Below are 26,652 nucleotides of genomic sequence, written 5' to 3' on the forward strand. Positions count from 1 at the left end.
TTGACAAACTTTTCAAAGAACTCATTTTATTTACTGCCAGAGCCGCTTAGGCGTGGCGAATTTTTAACGAACTATTGGAAATAAATCTCCTGATTTTTTATCCTCACATATAAGTTTTTCCGTAAAAGCGGTTTTGTCCGTCGGCACACCATCGCCCAAAGAGATTTTGGACGAACGTATGCCGACTACCGCATAAGCGGAGAAAAGGGCTTTGCCTCACGCCTAAACAGAAGTTTAGACTGATGATGCAAGGCCCATTTCTTTTGCGCTTATGCCAGAGAGGTGCTTTTACGGATTTCTGACTGTTTTTCTTTTTCGCTGTCCATTTGAGCCGGAAGCGGAAAGCCGTGCAAGACCGCCCGCTCCATGAATGGAACAAGCCGTCACCCACGGCAGGCAAACCTGAAAGAATGATTTTATATGTCCGACCGGACACGTCCTGCCGGACATATAAAACCATACTTTCCACACGGTGGTTTGCCCGGTTCCACGCTTCCGGCTGTTTCCCTTTTTCTTTTGTGGACTTCTTTTTTACGGATTTCTCTTTTGAAGTTTTCCTGTCCAATCTGCCTCCACTTCCGTTTACCTCCATTTCCGCGCCTTTCAGTGAGCCGCATCAGGCAGTCATTTCCGTTCTGGGCGCAAAGGTAATTCCGGGATTGGACGGGAAAGCAAGGTCAAGCCTCCTGTTTTCTGCGGAAATCTCCAGCCCTGCGGGTAGTATTTCCGCGAAAAACCTTGCATTCCCTAATCCCTACCTTTTTAAGCACCCGAAACGAAAACGACCGATGCGACAGAAAGACGCATTAAAAAAAATGTCGGATAAACGAGAGGCAGATAAGATAGTTTGAAACTCAACTCCCTCAGCTCTTGAATCCGCATTAAAAACAAAAAATCAAAAACAAAACGGATATGGAAACAACAATGGCAACAAAATTCGTGGCTTGGGAAGTGCCGACATTGGAAACACTGAAAGGCAGTAAGGCTTACATCCTTCGTGAGAAACTGAACAACGGAGGACAGATGAACCGAGAGGAAAAGGATTGGCTCACCGAAAACGTGAACAGTAACACCTATTTCAAGAGCGCAGTCCCCTTGCAAGGCTGGAGGTTTGACTTCTCCGATGTTCTCCGCACGTTCCTCGTATGCCAATACGGACGTTGGACGGAATACAAGGCAACGGACAAGACCGGACTTCGCAGATACCTATACGGCAGGATAGACAACATTGTGGAACTTGAAAAATGATACGGCTATGACGGCAACGGCAAATTTCAGACAAGTGGCGCAATACATAGGACTTGCGATATGCGGTTTAATCGTGCGCACCGCCTTCGGGATATTGGACATCCTTTGGGGCATCATCACGGAGATAATAAACGGAGTGTTCCGAGTGGCGATAGGCGTAATCGTGGCTATCCTTTCCACAATCGCCTTCTTCGGCTTCATCCTTTGGTTATTCACCCTTTAACCCCTACCGAAATGGCAAAGAGAAGCAGCAAGACGGCAGCACAGCAGTGCAGATACTACGAGGTGGACAACATCTTCGTGTACATGGTGGAAACGTATATCAACGGAAACATATCCGTGTTCCGTGACCTCTACCACGAACTGAACAAGGACGCACGGAGGGATTTTACAGACTTCCTTTTGAGCGAGGTTGAGCCGACCTATTGGAGAGAGATACTGAAACAGACAATCTAAAATGACAGCGATATGAAAACGACAGACCATTTCAAGAGAACGATACAGATGTATTTGGAACAGCGGGCAGCGGAAGATGCGCTCTTTGCCAAGAACTACCGCAACCCAGCCAAGAACATAGACGATTGCGTGACCTACATTCTGAACTATGTGCAGAAAAGTGGTTGCAACGGCTTCACGGACGGAGAGATATACGGACAAGCCGTCCACTACTATGACGAGAACGAGGTAGAGGTGGGCGAACCTATCCAATGCAAGGTAGCCGTGAACCATGTGGTGGAACTCACAGCGGAGGAAAAGGCGGAAGCACGGCAGAACGCTATCCGACAATACCAAGACGAGGAACTCCGCAAGTTGCAGAACCGCAACAAGCCAACAGCGAAGAAAGAAACCAAAGTTGAACCATCACTATTTGACTTCTGATTATGAAACCGAGAACACGCATACAGCAGGAAGTCGCACGTTTGAGCAAGCGACTACCGAGATTGACCGAAGAACAAAGGGCATACGCTTTCCGCCATTGCTTCAAGCATTACGCCATCAAAAGGGCAGACGGCACGAACATCTGCACCGAGTGCGGACATTCGTGGAAAAGCGACCACGACCTTGCAGATACCATTTGCGGATGCACCTGCCCCCGTTGCGGCATGGAGTTGGAAACATTACGCACCCGAAAGAGTGTTTTCAGCGATATGGAGTATTTCTCCATCGTCACCACCTGCAAGCAATACCAAGTGATACGCTTCTTTTCCGTCAAGTCACGATACAAGGCAGGGCAGCCAGCCGAATATTCCATCTTTGAAGTGGTGCAGAGGTGGATTGCCCCCGACGGCAAGACAACGACCGTTGCCCGATTGCGTGGCATGTCCTTGTTCTATTACGACCTATGGAATGAATACAGCGACATGGAGGTACGCAAGAATGGAGAATTTCGGGCATACGACATAAATCCGGTATGCACCTACCCACGACAGCGTTTCATACCCGAAGTGAAACGCAACGGCTTCAAGGGTGATTATCACAACATCCTGCCTTACGACCTTTTCAAAGCCATACTTTCCGACTGCCGAGCCGAAACGCTGTTGAAGGCAGGGCAATATCCCATGTTGCGTTACTATATATACCACTCTTTCAATATCGTAGAGTATTGGGCATCCTTGAAGATATGTATCCGAAATGGCTACACCATTGCCAACGGCTCTATGTGGCGTGACACGATAGACCTCCTGCGTCATTTCGGCAAGGACACGAACAGCCCGAAGTACGTTTGCCCTGCCGACCTCAAAGCCGAACACGACAAGTTGGTGGCGAAGCGTAACCGACAAAGGGAACGTGAGCGGACGGAACAGCAACGGCAAAAGGCGATTGAGGACGAGAAGAACTATCTGAAAGCCAAAGGTATCTTCTTCGGACTTGTGTTCTCCGACAACCTTATCCGTATCAAGGTCATAGAGAGCGTGGAGGAAATGATAGAGGAAGGACGTATGATGCACCATTGCGTGGGTGGCTACCACAATCGGGAAAATTCTCTTATCCTTTCAGCGACCATTGACGGCAGACGCATAGAAACGATAGAGGTATCACTGAAAACTTTGGAGGTGGTGCAGTGCCGTGGCTTATGCAACGAGAACACCGAATACCACGACCGCATTGTAAACCTTGTGAACAGCAACGTGAACCTTATCCGCCAACGGATGGAAGCGGCATAGTATAAACCTATAATATCCAATAGTATGGAAGTAAGAATTGAAAGCATGATTTGTCTGTGGGACGATAAAATCCCCGTGATGTTCCTTGAATTTGTGAACCTCCTCACTCTGGCAACGAGTGAGGAGCAGTTAAGGGCAAGCGTCAAGGGCTTTGCCGAGAAGCACGAACTTGACAGGTTCTTCCTTTACGGCTTCGGCAGCCACCATTTCTACCTGCACCAACGCTACACGAGCGACCCCGAAATGGTGATGCGCAACCGAGTTTTGTCAGTACATTTTTAACAACTCTAAAATCAACGATTATGGCAACACGAATGACTATCAACGGAGTAAGCACCTGCACGGAAGCAGGTATGGAGAAATACGAAAAATTCCAAATGGGTATCGGCAGACGCAAGCGGACACTTGTGCAGTACGACTACCGCCACCCCGCAGACGGAGAATTGTTCTCTTGTGTCAAACCTACGTTGGACGAGTGCCGAACCGCACGTGACAAGTGGCTGACCACGAAAAAGGGAAAGGAGGGAAACTTATGAACGCAGCAGCCTACCAAACGCTGATAGTGAAGTTCAGCGAGCCTATCAAAGTATTGGACGGCATCTTTGACGATGCCGAAGCGTGGGGAGTTGATACCCTAAAAAAGTGGATAGATGACTATGAAAGTAGCAGGTTTACCGCCATTGACAGCCATACGGCAGTCATCACAAGCGAGTACAATATGGAGTGCCTGATGGAATGGTTGAAACGAAACACACCCATTGCCGAGATAACAGAATGTTGAACAAGTTGGCGGTGTCCGCACCGCCAACCTAAAACCAAGAAAAGCATGATAGCAAAGACTATTTTACAGCAGATAGGCGGCAGACGCTTTGCCGCCATGACGGGAAGCAAGGACTTCATAGACATGGGAAACGGCTTGCGTATGAGCCTTGCGAGGAACAAGACAAGCGCAAACCGCCTTGACATCATCTACGATGCAGGATTAGACCTCTACAATATGCGTTTCTACCGCAAGACGTTCAGTAAAAAGACATTCGAGTGCAAGACAAAGGACATTGCAACGCACGATGGCATATACTGCGATATGCTGGAAGAAATGTTCACGATGGTAACGGGACTTTACACCCGATTTTGAGGGGTGGGCGGCAAAAGCCGCCTACTTTCTTTCGTGAGCATGATGGCGAAAAAGAAAGTAGGCAAAGAAACCGCTGTCCCAATCTACGATAATATTCACAAAAACAAGTTTTAATCATGGAAGCAATCAGACAGAACGGAAAAATCATCTTGCACAGCGATGACGGAACAGGCATGAAGATGATTTTCAAAAACCTGACGGGAAAGAATTTTCAAGGTCGGGAGTATGCGGAGTATATCCGTCATATCGCAATCGGAAGCATGGGATTTTCACCCGGCATCATCGAACATTGCAGGGACGGTGAGGTAATCGACATGGGAACAATACCGAATGTATGAAATGAAAGCGGAAAATCCGATGAAGCAGGCAGCTTCATCGGATTTTCTTTTGTCAGGCACTTGCCATATCACGGAACATACAGCAGCGCAAATTCTGCCTTTCTCCGTTTGAGCAGCATGGCGTGCCGTTTACCTTTGTAGTTGCAGAAAGCGATATATTCCCGATAAATGTTCCGGTCGCCCGCCTCCAACTTTCGGATCAGCGTGCTTTTGGGTATCTTCCCGCTCCCCAAAAGCCGGTATGGACCGACATTGTAGGCGAGTGTGGCAAGTAGCAGACTGTCACGCCCAAACTTGCGGAACATGGCGCAGAACTTCCGCAAGTCTTTCCGCAGAAGCGCGTCCGCCTGCCGCTTCGTCATGGTGCGTGCCGAATACCTTTCCCCCGGCTGCACCTGATGCCCCCAGCCCACATATGGGTGGTGCTTTTCCGAGTGCCAGCCCTCAAAATATTTCGTGCAGCGCACAGCCCTCTCGAAAAGTGGCAGTCGGTAGATTGCCACCTGCCCGTCCGTCCCCTTCTGACGGCTGTCCCGTGCGGACACGGAGCAGACCGCCAGCAGCGAACAGAGGATAGCCATGAATACACGCATCATCTTGGCAGAGGTTTGAAATTGCCCATAGGGATGACGGTCTGAATGTCGTCCTTACCGTTCCGATTATTGAAGTCAAATTCCAATTCATAGGAATTTTTGAAATTGTCCTCCACCACCACGATGAAGTTGTGCGCCTCGTCGCCCTCTGCCGTGTAGTACAGCCGGAACTTCTCGTTTTCGAGCAGGTAGCGGTCGTTGGGCAGGAACGTAATGCCGTTGTCCATTTTCAATGTACCTTCCCCCTCAAACTGGAAATACCGGATGGTATAGAGGGTGTTGGCGAAGTCGCCCGTCTTTTTCAGCTCACAGCGGATTTCCACCGTCTGCCCCTTCGTCACCTTGTTCGGCACGGGCATGGTTTCCACCGTGAAGGGATAGGATTGCTGGATGTCCATGTCGTCGTCACACGACACGAGCGTGAGCGACACGGCGGCGAACAGGCAGAGTGCCAACGCCTTGAAGATGGATTTTCTTCGGTTCTTGTTGTTCAGTATGTTCATTTCAATTTGATTTTTAAGTTATTGTTCATTTCTTTTTTCGTTGTCAGTTGCAGATACTCGTTCAAGTCCTTGCAACCGTCATAGAGGGCTGAACGGTCACAGGCACGTCTGCCATAGCGTTTGCCAAGAACGTCAAGCGTCCTCCGTCCGGCTTCGTCACGGTCAAGGAAACAGTTGATGCGTCCGTAAGCGTCCAGATGCTTCATCGCCTTTTCCACGTTGGAAACGGAGTTCAGCACAAGACTGTCGCCATTGCCGACTATGCCGAGTGTGGCAGCGGAAAGGAAATCCATAAATCCCTCGAACACGCTGCACACGTCGGCAGCGGTATTTTCCAGCTTTTCCAGTGACACATCTTTCGGTGGTATGCAACCCTTGAAATGGCGGCTGCGTACCTCATAGCCGCCAGCCATGTTTGGAAAGCCTATTGCGAAATACCGCTTTCCACGCACGCCATAGTTCAGGCGGAAACAATGGTGGGATGCAACGGCATAAGGTATGCCCCGTTCCGCCAGATAGTCCGTCAGCGGTGAGCGGAGCAACGGGACGGCTTCCACTCCTTCAAAGGCAGGTTCGGCAGGCTTTGGTTGATAGGTCGGAAAAGCCGACCTATCAACCACCATATTTGCGGCTTTCGCTATAAACCTCGCCTGTTCCATAAAATCCACGCTTTGCGCAAACTCTCCGGCAAGCGTAAAGATGTCGCCACCCTTGCCCAAACCGAAGTCGTACCAGAGCTGTTTCGCCACGTTCACGCGGAAAGAGGGTGTGCGCTCACTGCGGTATGGCGCACTATACCACAGCTCGTTGCCGCTTCTGCGGACAGGCTCGTGCCCCAGCCGTGCGAGAAAGTCCGCAAGGGGTATCTGCCTGATGGCATCTATTTCCGTCCGTTCCATGCGGCACGTCAGTTAATGACGAACTTTAGACCGATCCCCCATTGGCAGTGGAACTTCCGGGTGTCGCCACCCCACATGCCCCGTTCCCGAAGGTTGGCGAGCAGGGCGATACGGTCAGCCACGTAGAACTCCACATCGAGCGTCAGCGCACCGCCGTAGATGAAGGCGTCACGGTCATGGAGCGTGGAGCCGTCAGGCAGCACCTTCTCGCCCCAGTTTACCGATTCATACCCGGCGAGAGCCGAAGCACCCGCATAGACGAAGACGATTTTACGCGCGTCGGACAGTATCTTGAAGTAGTAACCGCCCTCTGCCGTGAACTGAGCCACGGGTATCTTTGCGTCCTTGTACGGGTTGTTCTTCAGCAGGTACTCGCCGCCGAACACCCATCTGTTACCTTTCTTCGTATAGGTGGAGAGAGCCGCCCCGAAACTATACCCGCCGTCATTGCCGCCGGGATTGAAGCCGTCCGCCATGTTTGCCCTGACCTCGATGCCCTGCATCTTCGGCAGGCACCGCTGGGCGTTCGCCCGCCCTGTGAACAGGGCAAGCGACGCGATAATCATAAAAAGGTACTTCTTCATAGTCAGCGCACTTGAAGTTCGTTGATGGTATTGGCACGCACCAAGTCCTCGTTCTCAATCACGAAGGACTGGTGGCGACCGCCGTTCTTCTCGTTCAGCTCCACCACGAGGCACTTGCCGTCAGGGATGGTGAACTTTGCCATCGTGAAGACCGTGCGCTCGCTCTTCCTGCCCGGCACGAGCGTGGCGTAGTTCTGCGCGCGGAGCGGCAGGACGATCTGCTCCTGCACGGCGGTACGCTTCGCTACCTTCTTGTCCACGATTTTCCACGTTATGTAGTCCACGTCGAAAGGAATGTTGCTCTGGTTCTTGATTTCCGTGTGGAAATAGAGCAAACCGTTATGCGTGTAGATGCCTTTCAGCAGGTACTGGATGCCGAAACGCTTGCAGCCGATGTGCTTCACCTCGCGCTTGTTCTGCCTGTGGATGGACTTCATGATAAGGCGCACCAACATGGGACTTTCGCTGCCCAGCTCCTTCAGATAGATTTCCTGCGCGTTGTTCGGGCGGTTCACCGCCGAGCCGTCATGGATGAAATCGCACATCTCCACGTTGAGCAACAGCGGTTCGGCGGCGTACTTCACGTTGAAGGTGTAAAAATTTCCGTCTTCCGTGATAACGGACATGTTGGTTTCGTTCGGGAAGTCCCTCACGGTAGCCTTCACGCGGATGACGTTCTCGGCTCCGTCGGCTTTGCCCGCAATCAGGTCGGGCGAGCCTAAATCGACATAGCGCACTTCCGCCGGGAAGATGACATGCACGGTCTTGTCGTAGGTCACTTCCAGACCGTGAGGTGGTATCATGCGGTCAAATCCCAGCTTTCTTGTCAGCCCGTGGTACAGGTCGCCGTCCGCCTCCTTCTGCGGATAGACCTCCTTTGTCAAGGTCGGCTGTTCTGTCGTCGGTTGTTCTACACTGCCGTTGTCCGTTCCAACGGTCACGTTCTCCTGCGCGTTGGCAGTAGCGATGCCCATAGCGAGGGCAAACATGATGATTACTTTTCTCATTTTACTTTGGATTTTAGTGGTAAATTAAACATTGGTTGTTGTTACTTTTTCTGTATTCTGTTTTCAGTCTTTCTCCTGATAGAGCATGACCCTGTACCCGGCTTTCAGATGCACTTTCACCGTGCGCATCTTCTTGGCGATATACTGGCTCGTGCCTTGTATCAGCCCCTTGCCCAAGTCGGAGGCAAGCTGCGCCCCTGCATTGGTGGAGATATTGATGCTGCTGCCCAGCGAGCCGCCCATGTTGGCAGCTACCTCACGGACAGCGCTCATTTCCATCGAATTGGGGATGAAGATGCCGGGCTGCCCATCCGTGTCATACACCGCCAGTTCCACCGGGATGATCGTACCTGCGTACTCCAGCGAAGTAATTTCAATATCAAGCCGTTCGCCCTGAATCTTTGCCGTGCCGACCACCACCGCATTGCGGGGAATAATTTTGTCAGCCACCGCCATCGGCTCCAGCAGCCGTAATCTTACCGCCTGCCCGTCGGTCACGCTTTGCGCCCCATAGACGCACGCCGATATGGTGTTCCTGTCCGATACGGTCGTGACGCCCACCGCCGTGTTGAAACTGCGGTTACGCTCCTGCGAGAAGGAGGCGACAAATTCGGCGTTGCTCATCGGTTGTCCAAGCGAGGACACCACCTGATGCACTACCTGCCTGATGGGTTTCGCCGTGTTCTTTCCGGCTTTCTGCACGGGGTAAGGCTCAGCCGCCTGCACCGGTTCCAGCTTGCCGCCGTTCTGACCGCCCATGTACTTTGCCGCCAGCTCGTAGGACTTCTCCATAAGTGCCACTTGGTCATCCATAGCGGACGCCTTGCCCTTCTCGCTTTCAAGTTCCGATTCCAGCGAGGCGATACGCTCCAGCAGTTCGTCCATTTCCGCGTTGTCGTTCTTCGGCTGTTCGTAGAAGTTGCCGAGCGTGGCATTGAGGTTGCGGTAGGCGGCTGCGGAGGATTGGATGGTCTTCGGGGCAGGGTTCACCGCCTCTTGCGTGCCGCCGGGATTGGCAAGGTCGAAGTCCCTGCCGCCGTCCGTTTCCGTCACCTCGCTGTCGAACATATCGCCCAACTGCTGCATGGCGCGGTCACGGTTCTCCTGCCGTTCCTCCATCGCCCCCTGCTCGTAGGCTTTCGCCTTGTCACCGATAATCCGGCGGTTCTCCTTGTCAGCGTCGGGCATTTCGATGTTGTAGCCGCCCGTTCCCGGCTCCTGCTCCTTGCCGGAGGACGGTGCGAATATCAGCCACATCGCACCGAGGAATACCAGCACCATAGCGGGCAGCACTATCATCTTCTGACGTTTCAGCCGTTGGGCTTCGGTCAGCGGCTTGCGCACCTTCTTCGGTTTCCCGTTGTCGGGAGCCGCCTTGTTTTCGTTTTTAGGTTCATTCTTCGTCTGTTCCATACATATTATTATAATAATGTGTAAAATTGTCACTCACTTCAGGCTTCAAGGACAGTTCCACCTGTCCGGCATGGTCTGTCACCATACGGCTGCCGTCATTCCTGCCGATGTCATGGACGGCTTTGCCGAAGGTGTAGAGGGCAAGCGCGGCGAAGGCAGCGAGCATTGCCAGCACGATGCGCCTGCGTGTCTTCGGCGGCAAGCCGTCCAGATACCCTTTGAGCCTTGCCACCAGCATTTTCTTTTTGTCGTGGAGCTTCCGGTACGCGCTCCAAAATGATTTCCTGATTTTCTTCATACTTGTTACCTTTTGATTGTCTGTAAATCCTTGTTCTCGATGATGGTGAAACCCTCGATGGTGAACCCGTTGGGGTTATCGTCCGAACGGGACGAGTTCAAGAGGCGGCATGTGGTCACGAGGCTGCGCTCGGTGACGTTGCTCTGCCGGATGATCTTCTGCGTGGCGTAGGTCACGGCACGGTAAGGATAGCCGTTGAAGTCGCACACCACGCTGTCCACCTTCAGCACTTGGTTGATGTTCCCGGCGATGATGCGGTTGTAGTACCCCTTCTCGGCGAAGTCCGAATAGTAGTTGTACACGCTCCTGTCCGCTAATAGCAGGGCACGCTTCACGTTATGTTCTATCGCGCTCTTTTCGGGCGAGAGCGTGAAGAAAAGCTCGTGGAAGCGGCGCACATGCTCCCTTGCCTCTGCCGGACGGTTCTGCGACAGGTCCTGCGAGAGTGCCAGCATCAGCGACTTGCCGTTGTCCAGCACATAGATCTTCTCACGTTGCCGCTCCGCGAAGCGGTAGGAACTCCACACGCTCCATACCGTTATCACGGCGCACAGCGAGAGGAAGACGATACCGAACAGGCGTATCTGCCTGAACGATGATTCGATGTTTTTGAGTGACTTAAATTCCATTGTTGTTTATTCATTTTTAATTGTCAGTTGATTATTTCAGCAGCTTCCCGGCACGTCCGACCATGTTGCCTGCGGCTGCACCCGCCACGCTGCCCGCCATGCTTCCGGCTCGTCCTGCCGTCTGGTTCACGTTGCGACCGTAGCTTCCCATGCCACCGGCTTGGATGATCCAGCCCGCAACGGTGGGTATCGTGAAGTAGCCGATGATGCCGATTATCATGAAGACGATGTACACCCCGTCGCTGGAATCCAGCGAGAAGGTGGGGTCGGTCTGCATACGCTCGATGTCGCTCTGGAGCATCAACACCTGAATCTTGGCGAGTATCGTGCTGAATATGTCCGACACGGGAAGCCACAGATAGACCTGTATGTAGCGGCAGAACCACTGCGTGAGCGTGCTTTGGAAGCCGTCCCACACCGAGATGGCGAAGGCTATCGGACCGAGTATCGCCAGCACCACGAGGAAGAAGGTGCGGATGGTGTCTATCACGAGGGCGGCGGCTTGGAACATCAGTTCCAGTATCTCGCGGAAGAAGTCGCGGATGCCTTTCTTTATTTCGTACATCTTCCGGTCGAGGTACATTTTCGCCATCGTCACCATGTCGGCGGGCGACCAGCCCAGTTCCTCCAGCTGCTTGTCGTACTCCTCGTTTGACACGAGGTAGGCGGTTTCGGGGTTGCGCACCATCGCCTCGTATTCCAGTCTGTCCTTCTGCTCACGGTACCGGTTCATGTCCAGCGTCTGCGTTTCCAGCAGTTTCGCCGTACCCTGCACGACGGGCGAGAGGACGCTGTTCACCGTGCCAAGCACCACCGTGGGGAAGAACATGATACACAGACCGATGGCGAACGGGCGGAGCAAGGGGAACACGTCTATCGGTTCGGCTCTCGCCAGTGATTGCCATACACGATATGCCACGTAGAACAGCGCGCCCAGCCCGGCGATGCCTTTTGCCACGCCCGCCATGTCACCGCACAGGGGCATCATCTGCCCGTAGAGCGAGCGCAGGATCTGATGAAGGTTGTCGAACTCCATAGGCTACCAGTATCTTTCGTCCATACTGCCGTACAGCCCCATGATGCGGTCGAGGTCGTTCCTCTTCTTTGCCCGCAGGTAGCTCACGCCGATGTTCTTGTTGGTGTAATAGCTCACGAGGTTGCGGTAACGCTTCATCTTGGAATGGCAGCGTTCCACCACGTCCATGCGCTCCTTGTCCGTCATGGAGAGCGTGGTGATGTTCACCACATTTTTCAACTCCGTCAGCACGTCGTTACTCTCCTCCAAGAGCTTCGTGTAGCCGAAGGCGATGGCTCCCAACTCCTCCACCGTGAAGCTGTCGTCGCGCAGCATCTTCTGGAAGCTGGTCACGTAGATGTCGGTGATGTCGCCCACCATCAGGATGGTCTGCTGCACCTTGCGGGCGTCCTTGACCAGATTGTTCACGGATTTGAGGGCGTCGTAATACTTCTTGCCCTGTTCATAGATTTTCACCGTTTCCTTAAAGTTCTTCACCATATTCTGGGCGGTGGTCGAGGTATGCACCACGTTCTTCGAGGTGTTCACGATGCTCTGCGCGATGTTGGACGGATCTATCACCGCCCACTGTGCGCTTGCCCTGCCGGCTGCAAACAGACACAGGCAGATAATAAGTGTCATTCTTGTTCTCATGTTACTTTGGATTTTAGTGGGTTTCATTATTTATTGTCCGCTTGCCGGATGGTCCGGTTTCGGGGTCACACGCACGTAGTCCCCGTTCGGCGAGAAGGTCAGGACGTCCGTCGCCTCGTTGTAGGACACGTCGATGCGGAAGCCGGTGTTCATGAAAAGGTTGCCGTTCTCCTCCTGCAAGAGGTAGGTTTCCGGCTTCAGTCTGCGGCGGATGCCGCTCCGCTTGAACACCGTCACCTTGTAGGCTTCACCCTCCTTGTAGATAAGCACGTCGGGCTTCCCCTCCACGCTCTCCCAGTTCCCGCAAAGCAGGTCGCGGCGGTTGTCCACGGTTTCGCAGGATTGCAGCACCATGACCGCCAGCCCGATCAGACACTTGCTGACTTGCAGCATTTTCGTTCTTGATATACTCATACGCATTTTCTGTTTTTAGTTGATGAATCTGTTTTACTTATTGCCTATTCCTTGTTTCTCCGTCTTTCGGCAAGCTGCCGGATGGCGGCTTCGATGTCGCCGCCCAGCTTTTCCGCCAGACGGTAAACCTCCACCTTCTCCGTTTCTTCGGTGGTGTACGCCAGATATTCCTCCGCGCTCACTTCGGTGGCATAGACAGCCGACTGCGTGCCGCCCAGTCCGATCCACACTTCCTTGTAATTGCGGTTCGGGTTGATTGCCATGTTGATGGAGAGTATCTGCGACTTCTCCTTCTCCGTCAGACCTAAAAGGGACTGTATGGCATCAAACTTGTTCATATATTTCCTTTGGTCGAGGAGTATCTTGCAGTCGGAGTTGTTGATGATGCTCTCCTTGACCACGGGCGAGGAAATGATGTCGTCCACCTCCTGCGTCACCACGATCGCCTCGCCGAAATACTTGCGCACGGTCTTGTACATATAGCGCAGGTACTCAGCCATGTTCGCTGAAGAGAGAGCCTTCCAAGCCTCTTCCACTATCAGCAATTTACGCACGCCTTTCAGACGGCGCATCTTGTTAATGAAGGCTTCCATGATGATTATGGTCACCACCGGGAAAAGCTCGCGATTTTCCTTAATACTGTCAATCTCGAAGACGATGAACCGCTTGCCGAGCAGGTCGATGTTCTCCGTGGAGTTGAGCAGGAAGTCGTAGCGTCCGCCCCGGTAATACTGCCGCATGGTGGTAAGCATGTTGTCAATGTTGAAGTCGGACTTCTCCACCTTGATGTCACGCTGTGCCAGCTCGCGGCGGTAGTCGTCGCGCATGTACTCGTAGAAGGTGTTGAACGAGGGGACGATGCTCCGGTCAGCCCTGATGCGTTCGATGTAGGCGTTCACCGCGCTGCCCAGCTCGCCGCTCTCGGTCTTCGTCACCTTGTCGTCCTCCGACTTCCAGAGCGTCAGCAGCAGCGTCTTGATGCTGTCCTTCTTCTCCACGTCGTACACGTAGTCGTCGGTGTAGAACGGGTTGAACGAAATCGGTTTCTCCTCCGTATAGGTGAAATACACGCCGTCCGCGCCGTTTGTCTTGCGCCGTATCATTTCGTACAAGCCCTGATAGGAGTTTCCCGTGTCCACCAGCACCACGTGCGCGCCCTGTTCCCAATACTGCCTCACGAGGTGGTTCATGAAGAACGACTTGCCCGAACCGCTCGGTCCCAGCACGAACTTGTTGCGGTTGGTGGTGATGCCGCGCTTCATCGGCAGGTCGCTGATGTCGAGGTGCAGGGGCTTTCCCGTGAGCCTGTCCACCATCTTGATGCCGAAGGGCGAGAGCGAGCTGCGGTAGTTGGTTTCCTCCGTAAAGAGGCATACCGCCTGCTCGATGAACGTATGGAAACTTTCCTCGGCAGGAAAGTCCGCCGCGTTGCCGGGCATCGCCGCCCAGTAGAGCGTCGGGCAGTCGATGGTGTTGTGGCGCGGCACGCACTCCATGCTTGCCAGCTGGCTGCCCACGTCGTTCTTTATGTGCTTCAGCTCCTCCGCGTCGTCGCTCCACGCCATGACGTTGAAGTGCGCCCGTACCGAGGTCAGCCCGTAGGAATGGGCTTCGTTCAGGTACTGGTCTATCCATTCGCGGTTGATGCTGTTGCTCCGGCTGTATCGGGATAGCGACTGCATGTTCCTCGCGGACTTCTCGAACTTCTGCAAATTTTCCTCGCTGTTGTCGATAATCACATACTGGTTGTAGATGTGGTTGCAGGAGAGCAGCAGCCCCACCGGGGAGGCGAAGGAGAGGCGGCAGTCGCTTCTGTCCGTGGAGAGTTTCTCGTAGCGGATGTCGGTAGCCACCTTTCCGGGCATGTCCTCCGCGTCGGAGAGGGTGTGCAGGCACAGGCGGTTGTCGCCGATGCGCATTTCCCTTGCCGAGAGGTCGATGTCCTGCAAGGTCGCATTCCCTTCGGGCATAAGCGAGAAGTAACGCTCTATCAGCCCGGCGGACTTCTCCGTGCCGACAATCTCGTCGGTGGAGAGCCGGCGCAGCCTGACAAAGCCGCTGTCGTTCATGATGCGCTCGAACTGTTCGGCGGCCTCCATAAATTTCCCGACGGTTTCCTTGTCCAGTTCCTTCGGGATGATATGCCCCCGGCACAGCGTGCTGAAGTTGCTCTGCATCCGGTTGCGCTCCTTCGTCGTCTTGGTCAGGTAGAGGTAGCAGGTGTGCTTCAGGTACGGACGCTCGTTGAAGTGACGCTCGTTGGAGCGGCTCAGGAAGCTCATGTCCTCCTTTTGCAGTTCCGGCTTGTAGCGTTCCTTGATGAACCAGTCCTGCTTGTGGACGACGCAGAAGTCCGGCAGCACCTTGATAGCCTTGCACCAGCAGCCGTGTATCGCCTCGTACTCCGCGCCCGTCACGGTGTAAAGCTCCGGCAGCTCCACCTCGAAAGCCACCGTGATGTCGGCGTCTTTGGAGATGATGCAGCCATGCTCCACCGCTAATAGCGGGAACCTGTTTTCCAGTGTCGTCATTTTGGATGTATTTCTCATGTCGTTTCTTCCTTTCGTTGCCGTTTGAATAATCGGGTGATCCGCCGCCGGTTGATAAGGTATCGGGGATGGTTCCGTGCCGCTCCCAGCTTCATAAGCCCGTGTTCGCCGTACCGTGCGTTCAGCGCGAAGGTCTGCCATACGAGGACGGAGGACGATGCCGCGCCGAAGCCGATACATACCCACTGGTCGATGCCGACCATGTAGAGGATGACGAACAGGATGAAGAGAGCCAGCAGACCTCCGCAGAAAATGAAGAGGTATTGTGCCTTCAGACCCTTGAACTCGACCGGACGGCCGATACCCTTGTTTATCGGGTATTCAGCCATACATTGTTTATTAAAGGAAGAATGAACGCAGGATAGTCGCGGCGACAATCAGGAAAATGCACGCTCCGAACCAGCTTGCGGCGGTCTTCGAGGTGTCGGGGTCGCCGGACGAGAATTTTCCGTACACTTTTACGCCTCCGATAAGACCGATTACAGCACCGACGGCGTAAATCAGTTTCACTCCCGGATCGAAATAGGAACTCACCATAGAGGTGGCTTCGTTGATGCCCGCCATGCCGTTTCCCTGCGCGAAGGCGGAGGCGGTTGCGGCAACCAGAAGTGCCGCAGAGATGATGGACTTTTGTCTGATGTTCTTGTTCATAAACTGTTCTTGTTTTGTGCCGTCCAAAGGGTGGATGGTCCTTTTTCGGGCGGTTGATACTTGATTACTTTACTTTGGTTTAGTGGATTCTCCCTTTGTTTCCACGGACTTGGGAGGGTCCGTTGCGGACGGGCCGTACCTTGTACCGCCGTGCCGCGTGGTGTGATGTTGTCTTACGTTTTCATTTTTTCTATCGTCTTTCGTTACACATACTTCCGGATGTCGAAATCCTCGATATTGTCGGGGACGGTAAATTCCTTGTCCGGTTTCTTCAGCCGGATTTCAATAAGCCCCTTGATGCGGATGCTCAGTTCTGTCGAGCCTGCCATCAGTTTCTCGTACAGTTCCGTCCCTTCCATGTCGGTGAAGACCTTTGCTGCCCGGTCCTGTTCCGCCGTTGTCGCCTGCGGATTCTTGGCGGTCTTGACGGCATCGTCTATCTCGTCGAAGCTGTTGCCTGAAGCCCGTGGCAGATCCGGACCATTCTCTTCCGGTTCGTCCTCTCCGAACTCCAGTTCCGAAGGCTGCATGCTCGTGAAGGTTTCGTCGAGCTTCTCTTCCGGGACTTGTGCCGGACGGTACACGGCTTCCGCGTTTCCGTCGTCAAAAGTAGCGTCTTCTTCCGCCAGCCCAATGCCTTTTTCCGAAGTGGCAGCTTCTTGCGCCGGTATGGCAGCGGTTGTCCGGGTCGATGCCATCCTGAAACGGCTCTTGCCGATGATGTCCGGTTTTTCTGCGGGTGGTGTTTCCCGTACTGTTTCCTGCTTTACCGTCGTGCCGCCCAACGACCTCCACAGTCCGGCAATGCCTCTAAGGAAGCGGACGAGCTTCGTTTCCATGATGCGGTCGTAGAGCAGCAGGAACAGGAACCACAGGTTACAGCCCACCGATACAGTCAGGAGAATCATCGTCATGCTCATAGCTCTACTTTGGGGACTGAGTCCAACATACGGTTGATTTCGGCACGGTGTGTCTGGAAATGTTCGTTAAGCACATTGTCCAGATAGTCGGCGATGGTCAGATTTCCTTTACCTAATAAATAGGTGATTTCGGTTATCACGCTGTGGTTTGCCAAACTGATGTACACTTGCTTTCCCTCTCTCGCCTTGATGCCTGATTTTTTCAGGAAGGTGCGATAGTCATTCTTTTTTCTTTTCATGTCTGTTTCTTTTTGACGGTTAAAATACTGAATTGTAATTCCGGGCGTAAAGGCTCTTTATCGCCTCCTCGCACTGGTTGAAGTGGTGCGTAAGCACATGGTCGATGTAGGCGGACAGCGACAGCCGGTCATGCCCGATCACACGGGTGATGCGCATGATACGGTCGTGGTACTCCGGGCGCACATACGCCATCTTCCCCTCCCGCGCCTTCACTTCGGGTTCACGGATGAAAAGCCGTTCATAGTCCTTTTCGCCGCATTTGCCGCCTACCGGCACGGGCGACAGGATTTCCACACTCGCCTGCACTTGGGCAAGCATACTTCCGCCGTCATGATGCGGATTTCTGTTTTTCTGGTTCTTTTCCTGATTCATATCCATATTCATATTAAGTCTTCACGTTGTTTCCTGTACAGTTCGTTTATTTTCTCCTTGTGCTGTTCCAGATGCTGGCGCAGCACGGTGTCCACGTAGCCGCCTACCGAGATTTCCCGCCCGGCGATGTCGTTAACGATTTTAAGAATCTTGCTGTGTACGTCGCGGCTGATATAGACGCACTGGCGTGTCTTTATCTCGTTGCGGCGCAGGAACAGTCCGGTGTAGTCGTCCTCCTGCCGTTTGCGGCGTCCGCTGTCTTTCAGCGGTTTCTCCTTTGCCGGTGACGGTGCGGACGGCTGTTCCGATTCGGGAACGCTTTCTTCTTCGGGGGCCGGCGCGGGCGGCTCCTGCGCGCGGTACAGGGTTCCGTCCTGCTTGCGCCTGCCGATAGAGGCTATCAACAGTTCCTCGTCGATGCCTTCGGTGTTCACTTTCCTGCTGCCCATGTTCATCGCGGTTTGATGATGCTGACAATCTCTTCCGAGAACTCACGGATGCCGCTCCCTTTCAGCAGGGACGTGTCCATCGGGAAGATGGTCGAGCGGAAAACGCCCTTGCGTTCTTCCGAGAGGTCGCGCCGGAATTTCTTGCTGTCGGGCAGGCGTGTGGACAAGACCGACAGTCCCATTTCGGCAATCACATCTTCATACAGGTCGTACAGCCCGTTCTTCTCCCTGCCGTCCACCATCGTCCAGAACAGGTGAAGACCTTTTGTTTTCGCCTGTCCCGTCGTCATTAGGTTGTCACGGAACATCGCGGCGAATTGCAGGGTGCTTTCCACGACGAAGCGGTCGGCACTCATGGGCGTGAAGATGTAGTCCATCTGAGAGAGCGTCTTGACAACGCCGTCGCTACGGAGCGTGCCCGGCATGTCGAAGAACACGATGTCGGGTTTCACCTCCTCGCTGACGAGCATCCTGTCGGCATCGTCGAGGGCGTCCTGTGAGTTACTCTTGATGACCGGGTAGGCGTTCTTCCTGACCTTGCGGAAGTGGTCGCACGCGAGTGCCTTGAAATAGAGGCTCTCGTCGATAAGTTTCGTTTCACGTTCACGCAGACCGTGGATGCTGTGTTGCGGGTCGTCGCAGTCTATGACGGCGACATTGTAGCCCTTCACGTTGTGGAGGTAGTTGGCGGCAAGAGCCGTGACGGTGGATTTGCCGATGCCTCCCTTTTGTGTTGCGAATGCAACGAAGATTTCATTACTCATGGTTCTATTGCTTTTAATGGTTGATGAATTTTTTTCCTGTTCCTGTACGGAAGCGGTGACGTATATATCCGCGTCCGCGAATCATTATCCGGGCGGTCCGTCACGTATCCGTTTCAACGGTGAAGCCGGGATTCGGATAACCGGTGAATGACGGCATTGCGTCATGAAGTCATTGAATCCGTGAATCACCGCGTTGTTGTAAAACCGGGTATCCGGCAGTGCGGATATTCGGTTTTGCAAATGTCCGCCTAAGCGGTTTGCCGGGTATCTGAAAGTTCCTTTTTCCATATCTTCAAATCGTTCGTTTCTTGAATCATGCTGCAAATAAACAAGTATATTCCGGAACTTGTATCACTTCTCCGGCAAGTGGCAGCATGTTGCGCCGGTTGGCAGCCATTGACCGGGTCAAGCCTCTGTCCGGTACCGCTTTAAGGTCGTAACTTTGCCCCCGAACGGCAGGGTTCGCCGCAGGTGGCGCAGCCCGGAGTTTGAAAGGCATTCCCCCAATCCGTCCCCGACGGATTTTTATGTTCACCTGAACATAGCAAGATGTCTTTTCAGCCGCTCAAAATATTTTGAGCAGCCACGAAAAGCACTTGCCCTTGCAGGGGGCGGGCTTTCCCTCCGAAGTCGGGAAGCCTTTCAGAACTGCGGTGCTGTAATCCGAAGCGGCGGCTTATGCCGTCAATCCGCTAAATCCAAAGTAATATGAAAGAGAAAAGGAAAAGCAAATCAGGGAGAAATCCCAAACTTGATCCGGCGGTGTACCGGTACACCGTCCGTTTCAACGAGGAGGAACACAACCGTTTCCTCGCCATGTTCGGAAAATCGGGTGTCTATGCACGGTCTGTTTTCCTCAAAGCGCACTTCTTCGGGCAACCGTTCAAGGTGCTGAAGGTGGACAAGACGTTGGTGGACTATTACACCAAACTGTCGGATTTTCATGCACAATTCCGTGCCGTGGGTACGAATTACAACCAAGTCGTGAAGGAACTGAGGCTGCATTTTTCAGAGAAAAAGGCGATGGCGTTGCTCTACAAATTAGAGCAACACACCGTCGAACTCGTGAAACTGAGCCGCCGGATTGTGGAACTTTCAAGGGAAATGGAGGCAAAATGGTCGCAAAAATCAGTGTAGGAAGTTCGTTGTACGGCGCGATTGCCTACAACGGGGAGAAGATTAACGAGGCGCAGGGGCGGCTTCTCACCACCAACCGCATCTACAATGACGGTTCGGGAACGGTGGACATAGGCAAGGCGATGGAGGGTTTTCTCACCTTCCTGCCACCGCAGATGAAGATCGAGAAGCCGGTGGTGCATATCTCTCTCAACCCGCACCCGGAGGATGTGCTGACCGATATTGAGTTGCAGAATATCGCCCGCGAGTATCTGGAAAAACTCGGTTTCGGAAACCAGCCTTATCTTGTATTCAAGCACGAGGACATCGACCGCCACCACCTGCACATCGTGACGGTCAACGTGGACGAGAACGGGAAAAGGCTCAACCGGGATTTTCTCTACCGCCGCAGCGACCGTATCCGCAGGGAACTGGAACAGAAGTACGGATTGCATCCGGCAGAACGTAAAAATCAGAGATTGGATAATCCGTTGCGCAAGGTGGCCGCATCGGCAGGTGATGTGAAGAAGCAGGTAGGCAACACCGTGAAGGCTCTGAATGGGCAGTACCGTTTCCAGACGATGGGCGAATACCGTGCGCTCCTTTCCTTATATAATATGACGGTGGAGGAAGCGAGGGGCAACGTGCGCGGACGGGAGTATCACGGGCTGGTCTATTCCGTCACGGACGACAAGGGTAACAAGGTGGGCAACCCGTTCAAATCCTCGCTTTTCGGGAAGTCCGCAGGCTATGAAGCCGTACAGAAGAAGTTTGTCCGTTCCAAATCGGAAATCAAGGATAGGAAACTGGCAGACATGACGAAACGCACCGTCCTTTCCGTGCTGCAAGGCACTTATGACAAGGACAAATTTGTATCCCAACTCAAAGAGAAGGGCATCGACACCGTACTGCGCTACACAGAGGAAGGGCGCATCTATGGGGCTACCTTCATCGACCACCGCACGGGATGCGTGCTGAACGGTTCGCGCATGGGTAAGGAGCTTTCGGCGAATGCCTTGCAGGAACACTTCACCCTGCCATACGCCGGACAACCGCCGATACCGCTATCCATCCCTGTGGATGCTGCGGACAAGGCACACGGGCAGACCGCCTACGACAGTGAAGATATATCGGGCGGTATGGGCTTGCTCACTCCCGAAGGTCCGGCGGTAGATGCCGAGGAAGAGGCTTTCATCCGGGCGATGAAGCGCAAAAAGAAGAAAAAACGCAAGGGCTTGGGTATGTAATCAGAGTATCAACAATTAAAAAATCAATGTATGTCACAACAAGAAGACGATTTGAGGGCATTGGCGAAAATCATGGATTTTCTGCGTGCCGTGAGTATCATTTTAGTGGTCATGAACGTGTACTGGTTCTGCTACGAAGCCATCCGGCTGTGGGGCGTGAACATCGGCGTGGTGGACAAAATCCTTCTGAACTTCGACCGCACGGCGGGGCTGTTCCATTCCATTCTCTACACGAAGCTGTTTTCCGTCCTTTTGCTTGCCTTGTCCTGTCTGGGTACGAAGGGTGTCAAGGGTGAGAAAATCACTTGGGGGAGAATCTGGACAGCATTTGCCGTCGGGTTCGTGCTGTTTTTCCTGAACTGGTGGTTGCTGCCCCTGCCGCTGCCGCTTGAAGCGGTGACGGGACTGTATGTCCTTACCATTGGAACGGGCTATGTCTGCCTGTTGATGGGTGGTCTGTGGATGAGCCGCCTGTTGAAACACAATTTGATGGAGGATGTTTTCAACAACGAGAACGAGAGTTTCATGCAGGAAACGAGGCTTATCGAAAGCGAGTATTCGGTCAATCTGCCGACACGTTTCTATTACAGGAAACGCTGGAACAACGGTTGGATCAATGTAGTTAATCCCTTCCGTGCGTCCATCGTGTTGGGTACGCCGGGCAGCGGCAAGTCCTATGCCGTGGTAAACAATTTTATCAAGCAACAGATTGAAAAGGGCTTTAGTCAATACATCTACGATTTCAAGTATCCCGACCTATCTACTATTGCCTACAACCATTTGCTGAACCACCCGGACGGCTACAAGGTAAAGCCGAAGTTCTATGTGATCAACTTCGACGACCCGCGACGCTCTCATCGGTGCAATCCCATTCACCCGGATTTTATGGAAGATATTACGGATGCCTATGAGAGTGCCTACACAATAATGCTCAACCTCAATAAAACGTGGGTGCAAAAGCAGGGCGACTTCTTCGTGGAGTCACCTATCATTCTGTTTGCCAGTATTATCTGGTATCTCAAAATCTATCAGAACGGGAAGTTTTGCACGTTTCCCCATGCTATCGAGTTTCTGAACCGCCGTTACGAGGATATATTTCCGATACTGACCTCTTATCCGGAGCTGGAGAACTACCTTTCGCCGTTCATGGATGCGTGGCTTGGAGGGGCTGCGGAGCAGCTCATGGGTCAGATAGCGTCGGCAAAAATCCCGCTTTCGAGGATGATTTCACCGCAGCTCTACTGGGTGATGTCAGACAGCGAGTTTACGCTGGACATCAACAATCCCGAAGAGCCGAAAATCCTCTGCGTGGGTAACAATCCCGACCGTCAGAATATCTACGGTGCGGCACTCGGTCTGTATAATTCCCGTATCGTGAAGCTCATCAACAAGAAGGGGATGCTGAAGTCATCGGTCATCATCGACGAGTTGCCCACAATATACTTCAAAGGGTTGGACAATCTTATAGCTACCGCCCGAAGCAACAAGGTTGCCGTGTGTCTGGGCTTTCAGGATTTCAGCCAGTTAGTGCGTGACTACGGGGACAAAGAGGCGAAAGTGGTGATGAACACTGTCGGCAATATTTTCTCCGGTCAGGTGGTGGGGGAAACAGCCAAGACGCTCTCCGAGCGGTTCGGTAAGGTGTTGCAGAAACGGCAGTCCATCTCCATCAACCGGCAGGATGTTTCCACCTCCATCAACACGCAGATGGACGCGCTCATTCCACCGAGTAAGATTTCCGGGCTTACGCAGGGAATGTTTGTCGGTTCTGTATCCGACAACTTCAACGAGCGTATCGAGCAGAAGATTTTTCATTGCGAGATTGTGGTGGATGCCGAAAAGGTGAAACGGGAAGAAAGTGCCTACAAGAAAATTCCCGTCATTACAAACTTCACGGACGAGGACGGCAACGACCGCATGAAGGAAACGGTGCAGGCGAACTACCGGCGCATCAAGGAAGAGGTGAAGCAGATTGTGCAGGAGGAACTGGAGCGTATCAAAAACGATCCGGTGCTGTGTAAACTGCTACCAGATAATGAGACTGTCTAACAAGTCCCCAAAATTGAAAATTATCCCTATCGAAGTTTGAAGTGACCCCCAAAAGTTGGATACAATTTTTTTGGGGGGCACTTCAGTTCTGACGGGTAAAATCGTAAAATTCGGACTTGTTAGACAAATACTTACGCGGTTTCAACCTCAGGTACTGAATCTATCGAATTGACAAATTTAACCAATTGCGGATCTGAATCTTTTTGTATGAGGTTTCGGAGACTCTTTTTCAATTCATAAGCATCATCCCCTGCTGTATTTATTAAATCCATATAAAAATCTTTGTTTTGCAGAATCAATGAACGGCATGCCCCATCGGAAATTACAGGTTTCACTATTTTATCAATAACGTCTCCAGCTTGACTTTTCAAATTACCATGCGATCTAAGCCATGTTTCGAAAAATTGAAACTTTATTGCATTGATAGTCTTTTTACCGATGCAGAAATCATTTCTTATATCGGTAACTGTCGATTTAATTTTTCGTTTATCCAATCTTTCAACTATATTCTTGAAACAATTAGGGAAAGGATTCAAACTTTGAGTTCCAGAAGCAATATCCATCAGAATCTTTTTGCCAAATTCAGTCAAGTTATCTGGCAAGGATTTGATTTTAGCCAGTAAATGTTTTATTGCGACAAACCAATAATATGATGTATGTGCTGTTCTTTGGGCGTATAATGTATCAACACTTATTTCAGACAACGCTTCGAACGCTATTTTATTGATATGATCGGTCAGGACATTGCTTATTTTAGTGGTCAAATCGTAAAAAGATGCGTCAGGAATTACATCTTTAATATTGTTCTTAGTGATATACTTATCCAAATCGGTATTCCACTCTGCTAAATGCTCGATAAATACCTCATCCGTTACACCTATTCTGTTCTTAATATCTTCAAATTGGGGCAATATGTCTGAGAGCAATAATTTATAGCCAAGTTTATGATTTACCATGTATTGTAGTGTTTCATTTAATAGCGGTATATTCCATCCCACACTATTTACTAATAAGTCTCCATGATCCACATAATAGTCCATGAGTTCTGCAACATATTTTATATCTCCACCCTCTATTAAGGAAACGGAATGACCATGTGCCAATTGCATGGCGACTAAATCGTAATATCCAGACTCTTTAATGTTTCGGCCATCAGTTTCTAATTCAGAATGCAACTGATTTATGTAGGTTGAATCTAACGTTACAGGTAAAGGTCTTTCTTCGTCAGATGCCAATAAACGATAGGTTGTAAATATAGCCCCTATATTATCTTTATTTACATTCTGTTCATCAATGCAATTCGTGATCGCTTGCAAAAGCGTTGGAAACGTATAGGTAGAATTATCTTTTAACGTTTTTACAATATCTGCATGGTCGAAATTATCGGGTAGTAAGTTTGCCAAATAATTATCGAGCGCCTCCGAATTTGTTGCTACTTGATAATATTTATATGCTTTAGTTGTCGCGTTATCCCGATAGGCAGCATCTGTTGCATTTGCAGCTTGAATATAATCGATAAATGTATTTGGCTTGACTGTTTTTGCTTCAATCAATGACGTAAAATCGCACGCCAACTTATTTTGCGCAATAAACCTGTCTATTGCATCTAACGTTTTGAAATAGTCGCCGCCATTGAAGTCATTGAACCGAACTATCTTCTTATATAATTGAGCAATCACATGGTTTTGGCTTTCCGTGTCTAAATGCAACAGCAGTTCTTGGTATTCGACAGGGAACACCTGCTTCTCTATGGATTCTTTTAATTTCAATTGTGCTATTCTTTGCCATACACGCAGAATAACATCGCTCTTTCGAGTTAATTTATGCAAACAATGTATAATCTTATCGATAAGCGCATTGTCCATACATTGTATAACTTCTTCTAATACAGTGTCAAATTGTTTATTAGTCTCTGCATATTGATTTATGTCGTGGTCTTCTTCTCCGTTGATGCAGCCTTCAATATATTTTTTCAATGGAATTTGTCGAGCATCTTCAACATCGACACCATATACCAAAGCTGCAATTTCGCGTTGTGTTTGCAGATCATTGTTAATTATTGTTTGAATGCCATTCAGATAGTCGCCGGACAATATTTGTTCTACTGGATTTGCCAGAATATCCGTCTTCTTCAAACAGAACAATGCTATGTTTATCATCAAAATTTCGTTACACCACTCTTGTTTAAGAGCGACCATCTCATTGATATATGATATAATTTCCCTAACATTGGCATTAGGATTTACCAATCTGAATATCCGATTTATAGTTTCTTTCGCTTCATTTTCTGTTTCTCCAAATGCTTCAACAAACAGTTTGTTGAATATACTTCGATAGTCGGTAATAACAGGAGGAGCAACACGATAAACAATAGGGAAAGTTTTATTGATAAAATACTTGGTCAGTTGTTTCGTTTGTTCGTCGGTCTCATCTCCGAATGCACAAGCTAAATGTGTTTCATCGAAAGGAATAACAGCCCAAACATTTTCAAAACCGCTATCGGCGAAGAACGTATGGATAGAAGACCATAATTCTTTTACTTTTTCAGCGGGGAGACGATCCATGTTGTCAAAAACAAGGACTAATTTACGTTGTCCTTTTTCCTTGATAAAATCAGAAATGTCTTGCATCCATGTTTTGAACTCGTAAACCGTTGGTTCGTCTTCGCTCAAAGTCTCATAGCAAACGTCCTTTTCGACTTTATCTTGATAAATAGCTAACATATAACTCCATCCATATTTATGATCTTTGCTATATGCCCATTTCCAAACGCACAATGCAATAAGAACTGGCAGTGCAGCTATGATAATAGACAATAAAGAAAACCACCATGTTGTGGGTGTAGGTTTTACTGCATACGCAATAAATGTAAATATCGGAGTTAAAACTGCAACCAAAAATGCCGCAACCATACCATTACTGATAAGGGGATATTTTTCGGTTACGGTCTCCGTTTTACGGGCTAATAAATATTTCAGCTTTTCAGACCATGATACGGTTTTCGTACCTCCACCTTTGACTTTTATTGTTGCATTTCCAGATAGGATACCATCATCAATAAGTTTGCTTGTAAGCAATTCCAATATAGAGCGGCGTTGCAAGTCCTCTTGATGTCCCCATGCGTCATACTCAAAAAAGTAATAGTCGTCTGATAATTCACGTTCCAACATTTTAACCACGTTGGATTTTCCAGATCCCCAAATACCTTCGATGCCGATAATTCGAGGTAAAGTACATTCCTCATCCAATGAATCATTCTGACAAAAATGGCGAGCAATAGTTTTTGCCAACCTTTCTTGCGAACCTCCATCGAATTTGTCAATACCACACGGTTTATTTTGGATAAACCGCGGATATTGCTGTTTGGATTGTAGTTTTGTTTCCATATACGTAATTTATT

34 protein-coding genes and 1 pseudogene are annotated in these 26,652 nt (G+C 51.0%); 13 read left to right on the plus strand and 22 right to left on the minus strand.

Going from position 1 to position 26,652, the window contains the following annotated elements:
* Positions 1–103: 103 nt before the first annotated feature.
* Positions 104–592, minus strand: coding sequence for a hypothetical protein (locus AB5217_RS19915; protein ID WP_234131106.1), 489 nt, complete (start codon positions 590–592; stop codon positions 104–106).
* A gap of 320 nt (positions 593–912) precedes the next feature.
* Between AB5217_RS19915 and AB5217_RS19920 the strand changes: the two genes are divergently transcribed.
* The 10 genes from AB5217_RS19920 to AB5217_RS19965 all read left to right on the plus strand — a co-directional run bounded on the left by AB5217_RS19920 (position 913) and on the right by AB5217_RS19965 (position 4,886).
* Entirely contained in the window at positions 913–1,248 is a 336-nt protein-coding gene (locus AB5217_RS19920) for a hypothetical protein (protein ID WP_025069034.1), read from the plus strand.
* Between the two features lie 7 nt (positions 1,249–1,255).
* Positions 1,256–1,471: a hypothetical protein gene (locus tag AB5217_RS19925; RefSeq protein ID WP_025069035.1), complete on the plus strand. Its 216-nt coding sequence runs from the start codon at positions 1,256–1,258 to the stop codon at positions 1,469–1,471.
* Positions 1,472–1,482: 11 nt separating this feature from the next.
* The gene (locus AB5217_RS19930; RefSeq protein WP_018667431.1) at positions 1,483–1,704 is read left to right on the plus strand and encodes a hypothetical protein; all 222 of its coding nucleotides are present in this window, start codon (positions 1,483–1,485) and stop codon (positions 1,702–1,704) included.
* Between the two features lie 12 nt (positions 1,705–1,716).
* Entirely contained in the window at positions 1,717–2,127 is a 411-nt protein-coding gene (locus tag AB5217_RS19935) for a PcfK-like family protein (protein WP_018667430.1), read from the plus strand.
* Between the two features lie 2 nt (positions 2,128–2,129).
* Entirely contained in the window at positions 2,130–3,413 is a 1,284-nt protein-coding gene (locus AB5217_RS19940; protein WP_172480165.1) for a PcfJ domain-containing protein, read from the plus strand.
* A gap of 24 nt (positions 3,414–3,437) precedes the next feature.
* A complete protein-coding gene (locus AB5217_RS19945; RefSeq protein WP_104403924.1) occupies positions 3,438–3,695 on the plus strand; it encodes a hypothetical protein in 258 nt (85 codons plus the stop codon).
* 20 nt (positions 3,696–3,715) lie between these two features.
* The gene (locus AB5217_RS19950; RefSeq protein WP_024988516.1) at positions 3,716–3,949 is read left to right on the plus strand and encodes a DUF3873 domain-containing protein; all 234 of its coding nucleotides are present in this window, start codon (positions 3,716–3,718) and stop codon (positions 3,947–3,949) included.
* On the plus strand, positions 3,946–4,194 hold the full coding sequence (locus AB5217_RS19955) for a DUF6956 domain-containing protein (protein WP_104403925.1): 249 nt from the start codon (positions 3,946–3,948) through the stop codon (positions 4,192–4,194). The genes AB5217_RS19950 and AB5217_RS19955 overlap by 4 nt, the downstream gene beginning before the upstream one ends.
* 45 nt (positions 4,195–4,239) lie before the next feature.
* Positions 4,240–4,548, plus strand: a complete 309-nt coding sequence (locus tag AB5217_RS19960; RefSeq protein ID WP_100766168.1) for a hypothetical protein — start codon at positions 4,240–4,242, stop codon at positions 4,546–4,548.
* Between the two features lie 116 nt (positions 4,549–4,664).
* Positions 4,665–4,886, plus strand: coding sequence for a hypothetical protein (locus tag AB5217_RS19965; RefSeq protein ID WP_018667424.1), 222 nt, complete (start codon positions 4,665–4,667; stop codon positions 4,884–4,886).
* 68 nt (positions 4,887–4,954) lie between these two features.
* On the opposite strand, the gene AB5217_RS19970 is transcribed toward AB5217_RS19965, so the two are convergent.
* The 20 genes and pseudogenes from AB5217_RS19970 to AB5217_RS20070 all read right to left on the minus strand — a co-directional run bounded on the left by AB5217_RS19970 (position 4,955) and on the right by AB5217_RS20070 (position 19,375).
* Complete coding sequence (locus AB5217_RS19970) at positions 4,955–5,482, minus strand: glycoside hydrolase family protein (protein ID WP_170105345.1); 528 nt, start codon at positions 5,480–5,482, stop codon at positions 4,955–4,957.
* Positions 5,479–5,982 (minus strand): DUF3872 domain-containing protein, encoded by a 504-nt coding sequence (locus tag AB5217_RS19975; RefSeq protein ID WP_008782558.1) that lies wholly within the window; start codon positions 5,980–5,982, stop codon positions 5,479–5,481. Before AB5217_RS19975 ends, AB5217_RS19970 begins: the two co-directional genes overlap by 4 nt.
* Positions 5,979–6,881, minus strand: a complete 903-nt coding sequence (locus tag AB5217_RS19980) for a toprim domain-containing protein (protein ID WP_368112713.1) — start codon at positions 6,879–6,881, stop codon at positions 5,979–5,981. The genes AB5217_RS19975 and AB5217_RS19980 overlap by 4 nt, the downstream gene beginning before the upstream one ends.
* Positions 6,882–6,889: 8 nt before the next feature.
* Positions 6,890–7,465, minus strand: a complete 576-nt coding sequence (locus tag AB5217_RS19985) for a conjugal transfer protein TraO (RefSeq protein WP_368112714.1) — start codon at positions 7,463–7,465, stop codon at positions 6,890–6,892.
* 2 nt (positions 7,466–7,467) lie between these two features.
* Positions 7,468–8,472 (minus strand): conjugative transposon protein TraN, encoded by a 1,005-nt coding sequence (gene traN, locus AB5217_RS19990; RefSeq protein WP_170105341.1) that lies wholly within the window; start codon positions 8,470–8,472, stop codon positions 7,468–7,470.
* A 63-nt stretch (positions 8,473–8,535) separates the two neighbouring features.
* The gene (traM, locus tag AB5217_RS19995) at positions 8,536–9,885 is read right to left on the minus strand and encodes a conjugative transposon protein TraM (RefSeq protein WP_368112715.1); all 1,350 of its coding nucleotides are present in this window, start codon (positions 9,883–9,885) and stop codon (positions 8,536–8,538) included.
* Positions 9,866–10,183 carry a TraL conjugative transposon family protein gene (locus tag AB5217_RS20000; protein WP_170105337.1) on the minus strand — a complete coding sequence of 106 codons (318 nt, stop codon included), beginning with the start codon at positions 10,181–10,183 and terminating at the stop codon, positions 9,866–9,868. The genes traM and AB5217_RS20000 overlap by 20 nt, the downstream gene beginning before the upstream one ends.
* A gap of 5 nt (positions 10,184–10,188) precedes the next feature.
* Entirely contained in the window at positions 10,189–10,812 is a 624-nt protein-coding gene (gene traK, locus AB5217_RS20005) for a conjugative transposon protein TraK (protein WP_018667416.1), read from the minus strand.
* Positions 10,813–10,843: 31 nt separating this feature from the next.
* Positions 10,844–11,848, minus strand: coding sequence for a conjugative transposon protein TraJ (gene traJ / locus AB5217_RS20010; protein ID WP_170105335.1), 1,005 nt, complete (start codon positions 11,846–11,848; stop codon positions 10,844–10,846).
* 3 nt (positions 11,849–11,851) lie between these two features.
* A complete protein-coding gene (locus tag AB5217_RS20015; protein ID WP_368112716.1) occupies positions 11,852–12,481 on the minus strand; it encodes a DUF4141 domain-containing protein in 630 nt (209 codons plus the stop codon).
* A 30-nt stretch (positions 12,482–12,511) separates the two neighbouring features.
* The gene (locus AB5217_RS20020; RefSeq protein WP_280122223.1) at positions 12,512–12,895 is read right to left on the minus strand and encodes a DUF3876 domain-containing protein; all 384 of its coding nucleotides are present in this window, start codon (positions 12,893–12,895) and stop codon (positions 12,512–12,514) included.
* A 44-nt stretch (positions 12,896–12,939) separates the two neighbouring features.
* On the minus strand, positions 12,940–15,444 hold the full coding sequence (locus tag AB5217_RS20025; RefSeq protein WP_368112717.1) for a TraG family conjugative transposon ATPase: 2,505 nt from the start codon (positions 15,442–15,444) through the stop codon (positions 12,940–12,942).
* Positions 15,441–15,773, minus strand: coding sequence for a DUF4133 domain-containing protein (locus tag AB5217_RS20030; RefSeq protein WP_018667411.1), 333 nt, complete (start codon positions 15,771–15,773; stop codon positions 15,441–15,443). The genes AB5217_RS20025 and AB5217_RS20030 overlap by 4 nt, the downstream gene beginning before the upstream one ends.
* A gap of 10 nt (positions 15,774–15,783) precedes the next feature.
* Complete coding sequence (locus AB5217_RS20035) at positions 15,784–16,095, minus strand: DUF4134 domain-containing protein (protein ID WP_057098483.1); 312 nt, start codon at positions 16,093–16,095, stop codon at positions 15,784–15,786.
* A 203-nt stretch (positions 16,096–16,298) separates the two neighbouring features.
* The gene (locus tag AB5217_RS20040; RefSeq protein WP_287571014.1) at positions 16,299–17,015 is read right to left on the minus strand and encodes a conjugal transfer protein TraD; all 717 of its coding nucleotides are present in this window, start codon (positions 17,013–17,015) and stop codon (positions 16,299–16,301) included.
* On the minus strand, positions 17,012–17,287 hold the full coding sequence (locus AB5217_RS20045) for a DUF3408 domain-containing protein (RefSeq protein WP_287571028.1): 276 nt from the start codon (positions 17,285–17,287) through the stop codon (positions 17,012–17,014). The genes AB5217_RS20040 and AB5217_RS20045 overlap by 4 nt, the downstream gene beginning before the upstream one ends.
* The gene (locus AB5217_RS20050) at positions 17,274–17,627 is read right to left on the minus strand and encodes a DUF3408 domain-containing protein (protein WP_121766882.1); all 354 of its coding nucleotides are present in this window, start codon (positions 17,625–17,627) and stop codon (positions 17,274–17,276) included. Before AB5217_RS20050 ends, AB5217_RS20045 begins: the two co-directional genes overlap by 14 nt.
* Before the next feature lie 8 nt (positions 17,628–17,635).
* A complete protein-coding gene (locus tag AB5217_RS20055; RefSeq protein WP_025069040.1) occupies positions 17,636–18,076 on the minus strand; it encodes a DUF3408 domain-containing protein in 441 nt (146 codons plus the stop codon).
* Positions 18,077–18,078: 2 nt separating this feature from the next.
* Positions 18,079–19,128: pseudogene (locus AB5217_RS20060) on the minus strand (ParA family protein).
* A 25-nt stretch (positions 19,129–19,153) separates the two neighbouring features.
* Complete coding sequence (locus tag AB5217_RS20070; RefSeq protein ID WP_025069041.1) at positions 19,154–19,375, minus strand: hypothetical protein; 222 nt, start codon at positions 19,373–19,375, stop codon at positions 19,154–19,156.
* A 173-nt stretch (positions 19,376–19,548) separates the two neighbouring features.
* Between AB5217_RS20070 and mobA the strand changes: the two genes are divergently transcribed.
* Genes mobA through mobC form a run of 3 tightly spaced genes read left to right on the plus strand, consistent with a single transcriptional unit; the run spans position 19,549 to position 23,252 of the window.
* Positions 19,549–19,977, plus strand: a complete 429-nt coding sequence (mobA, locus tag AB5217_RS20075) for a conjugal transfer protein MobA (protein ID WP_004291488.1) — start codon at positions 19,549–19,551, stop codon at positions 19,975–19,977.
* Complete coding sequence (gene mobB, locus AB5217_RS20080; protein ID WP_004291483.1) at positions 19,956–21,203, plus strand: conjugal transfer protein MobB; 1,248 nt, start codon at positions 19,956–19,958, stop codon at positions 21,201–21,203. Before mobA ends, mobB begins: the two co-directional genes overlap by 22 nt.
* Before the next feature lie 30 nt (positions 21,204–21,233).
* Positions 21,234–23,252: a conjugal transfer protein MobC gene (gene mobC / locus AB5217_RS20085; protein WP_004291482.1), complete on the plus strand. Its 2,019-nt coding sequence runs from the start codon at positions 21,234–21,236 to the stop codon at positions 23,250–23,252.
* A gap of 131 nt (positions 23,253–23,383) precedes the next feature.
* Here the strand turns inward: mobC and AB5217_RS20090 are convergent, their stop codons facing one another.
* Positions 23,384–26,638, minus strand: coding sequence for a P-loop NTPase fold protein (locus AB5217_RS20090; RefSeq protein ID WP_004291481.1), 3,255 nt, complete (start codon positions 26,636–26,638; stop codon positions 23,384–23,386).
* Positions 26,639–26,652: the final 14 nt, after the last annotated feature.

The sequence above is a fragment of the Bacteroides sp. MSSM.1001136sp1_RTP21357st2_D2_RTP21359_211015 genome (assembly GCF_040913205.1).
In the GTDB taxonomy this organism is placed as follows: domain Bacteria; phylum Bacteroidota; class Bacteroidia; order Bacteroidales; family Bacteroidaceae; genus Bacteroides; species Bacteroides ovatus.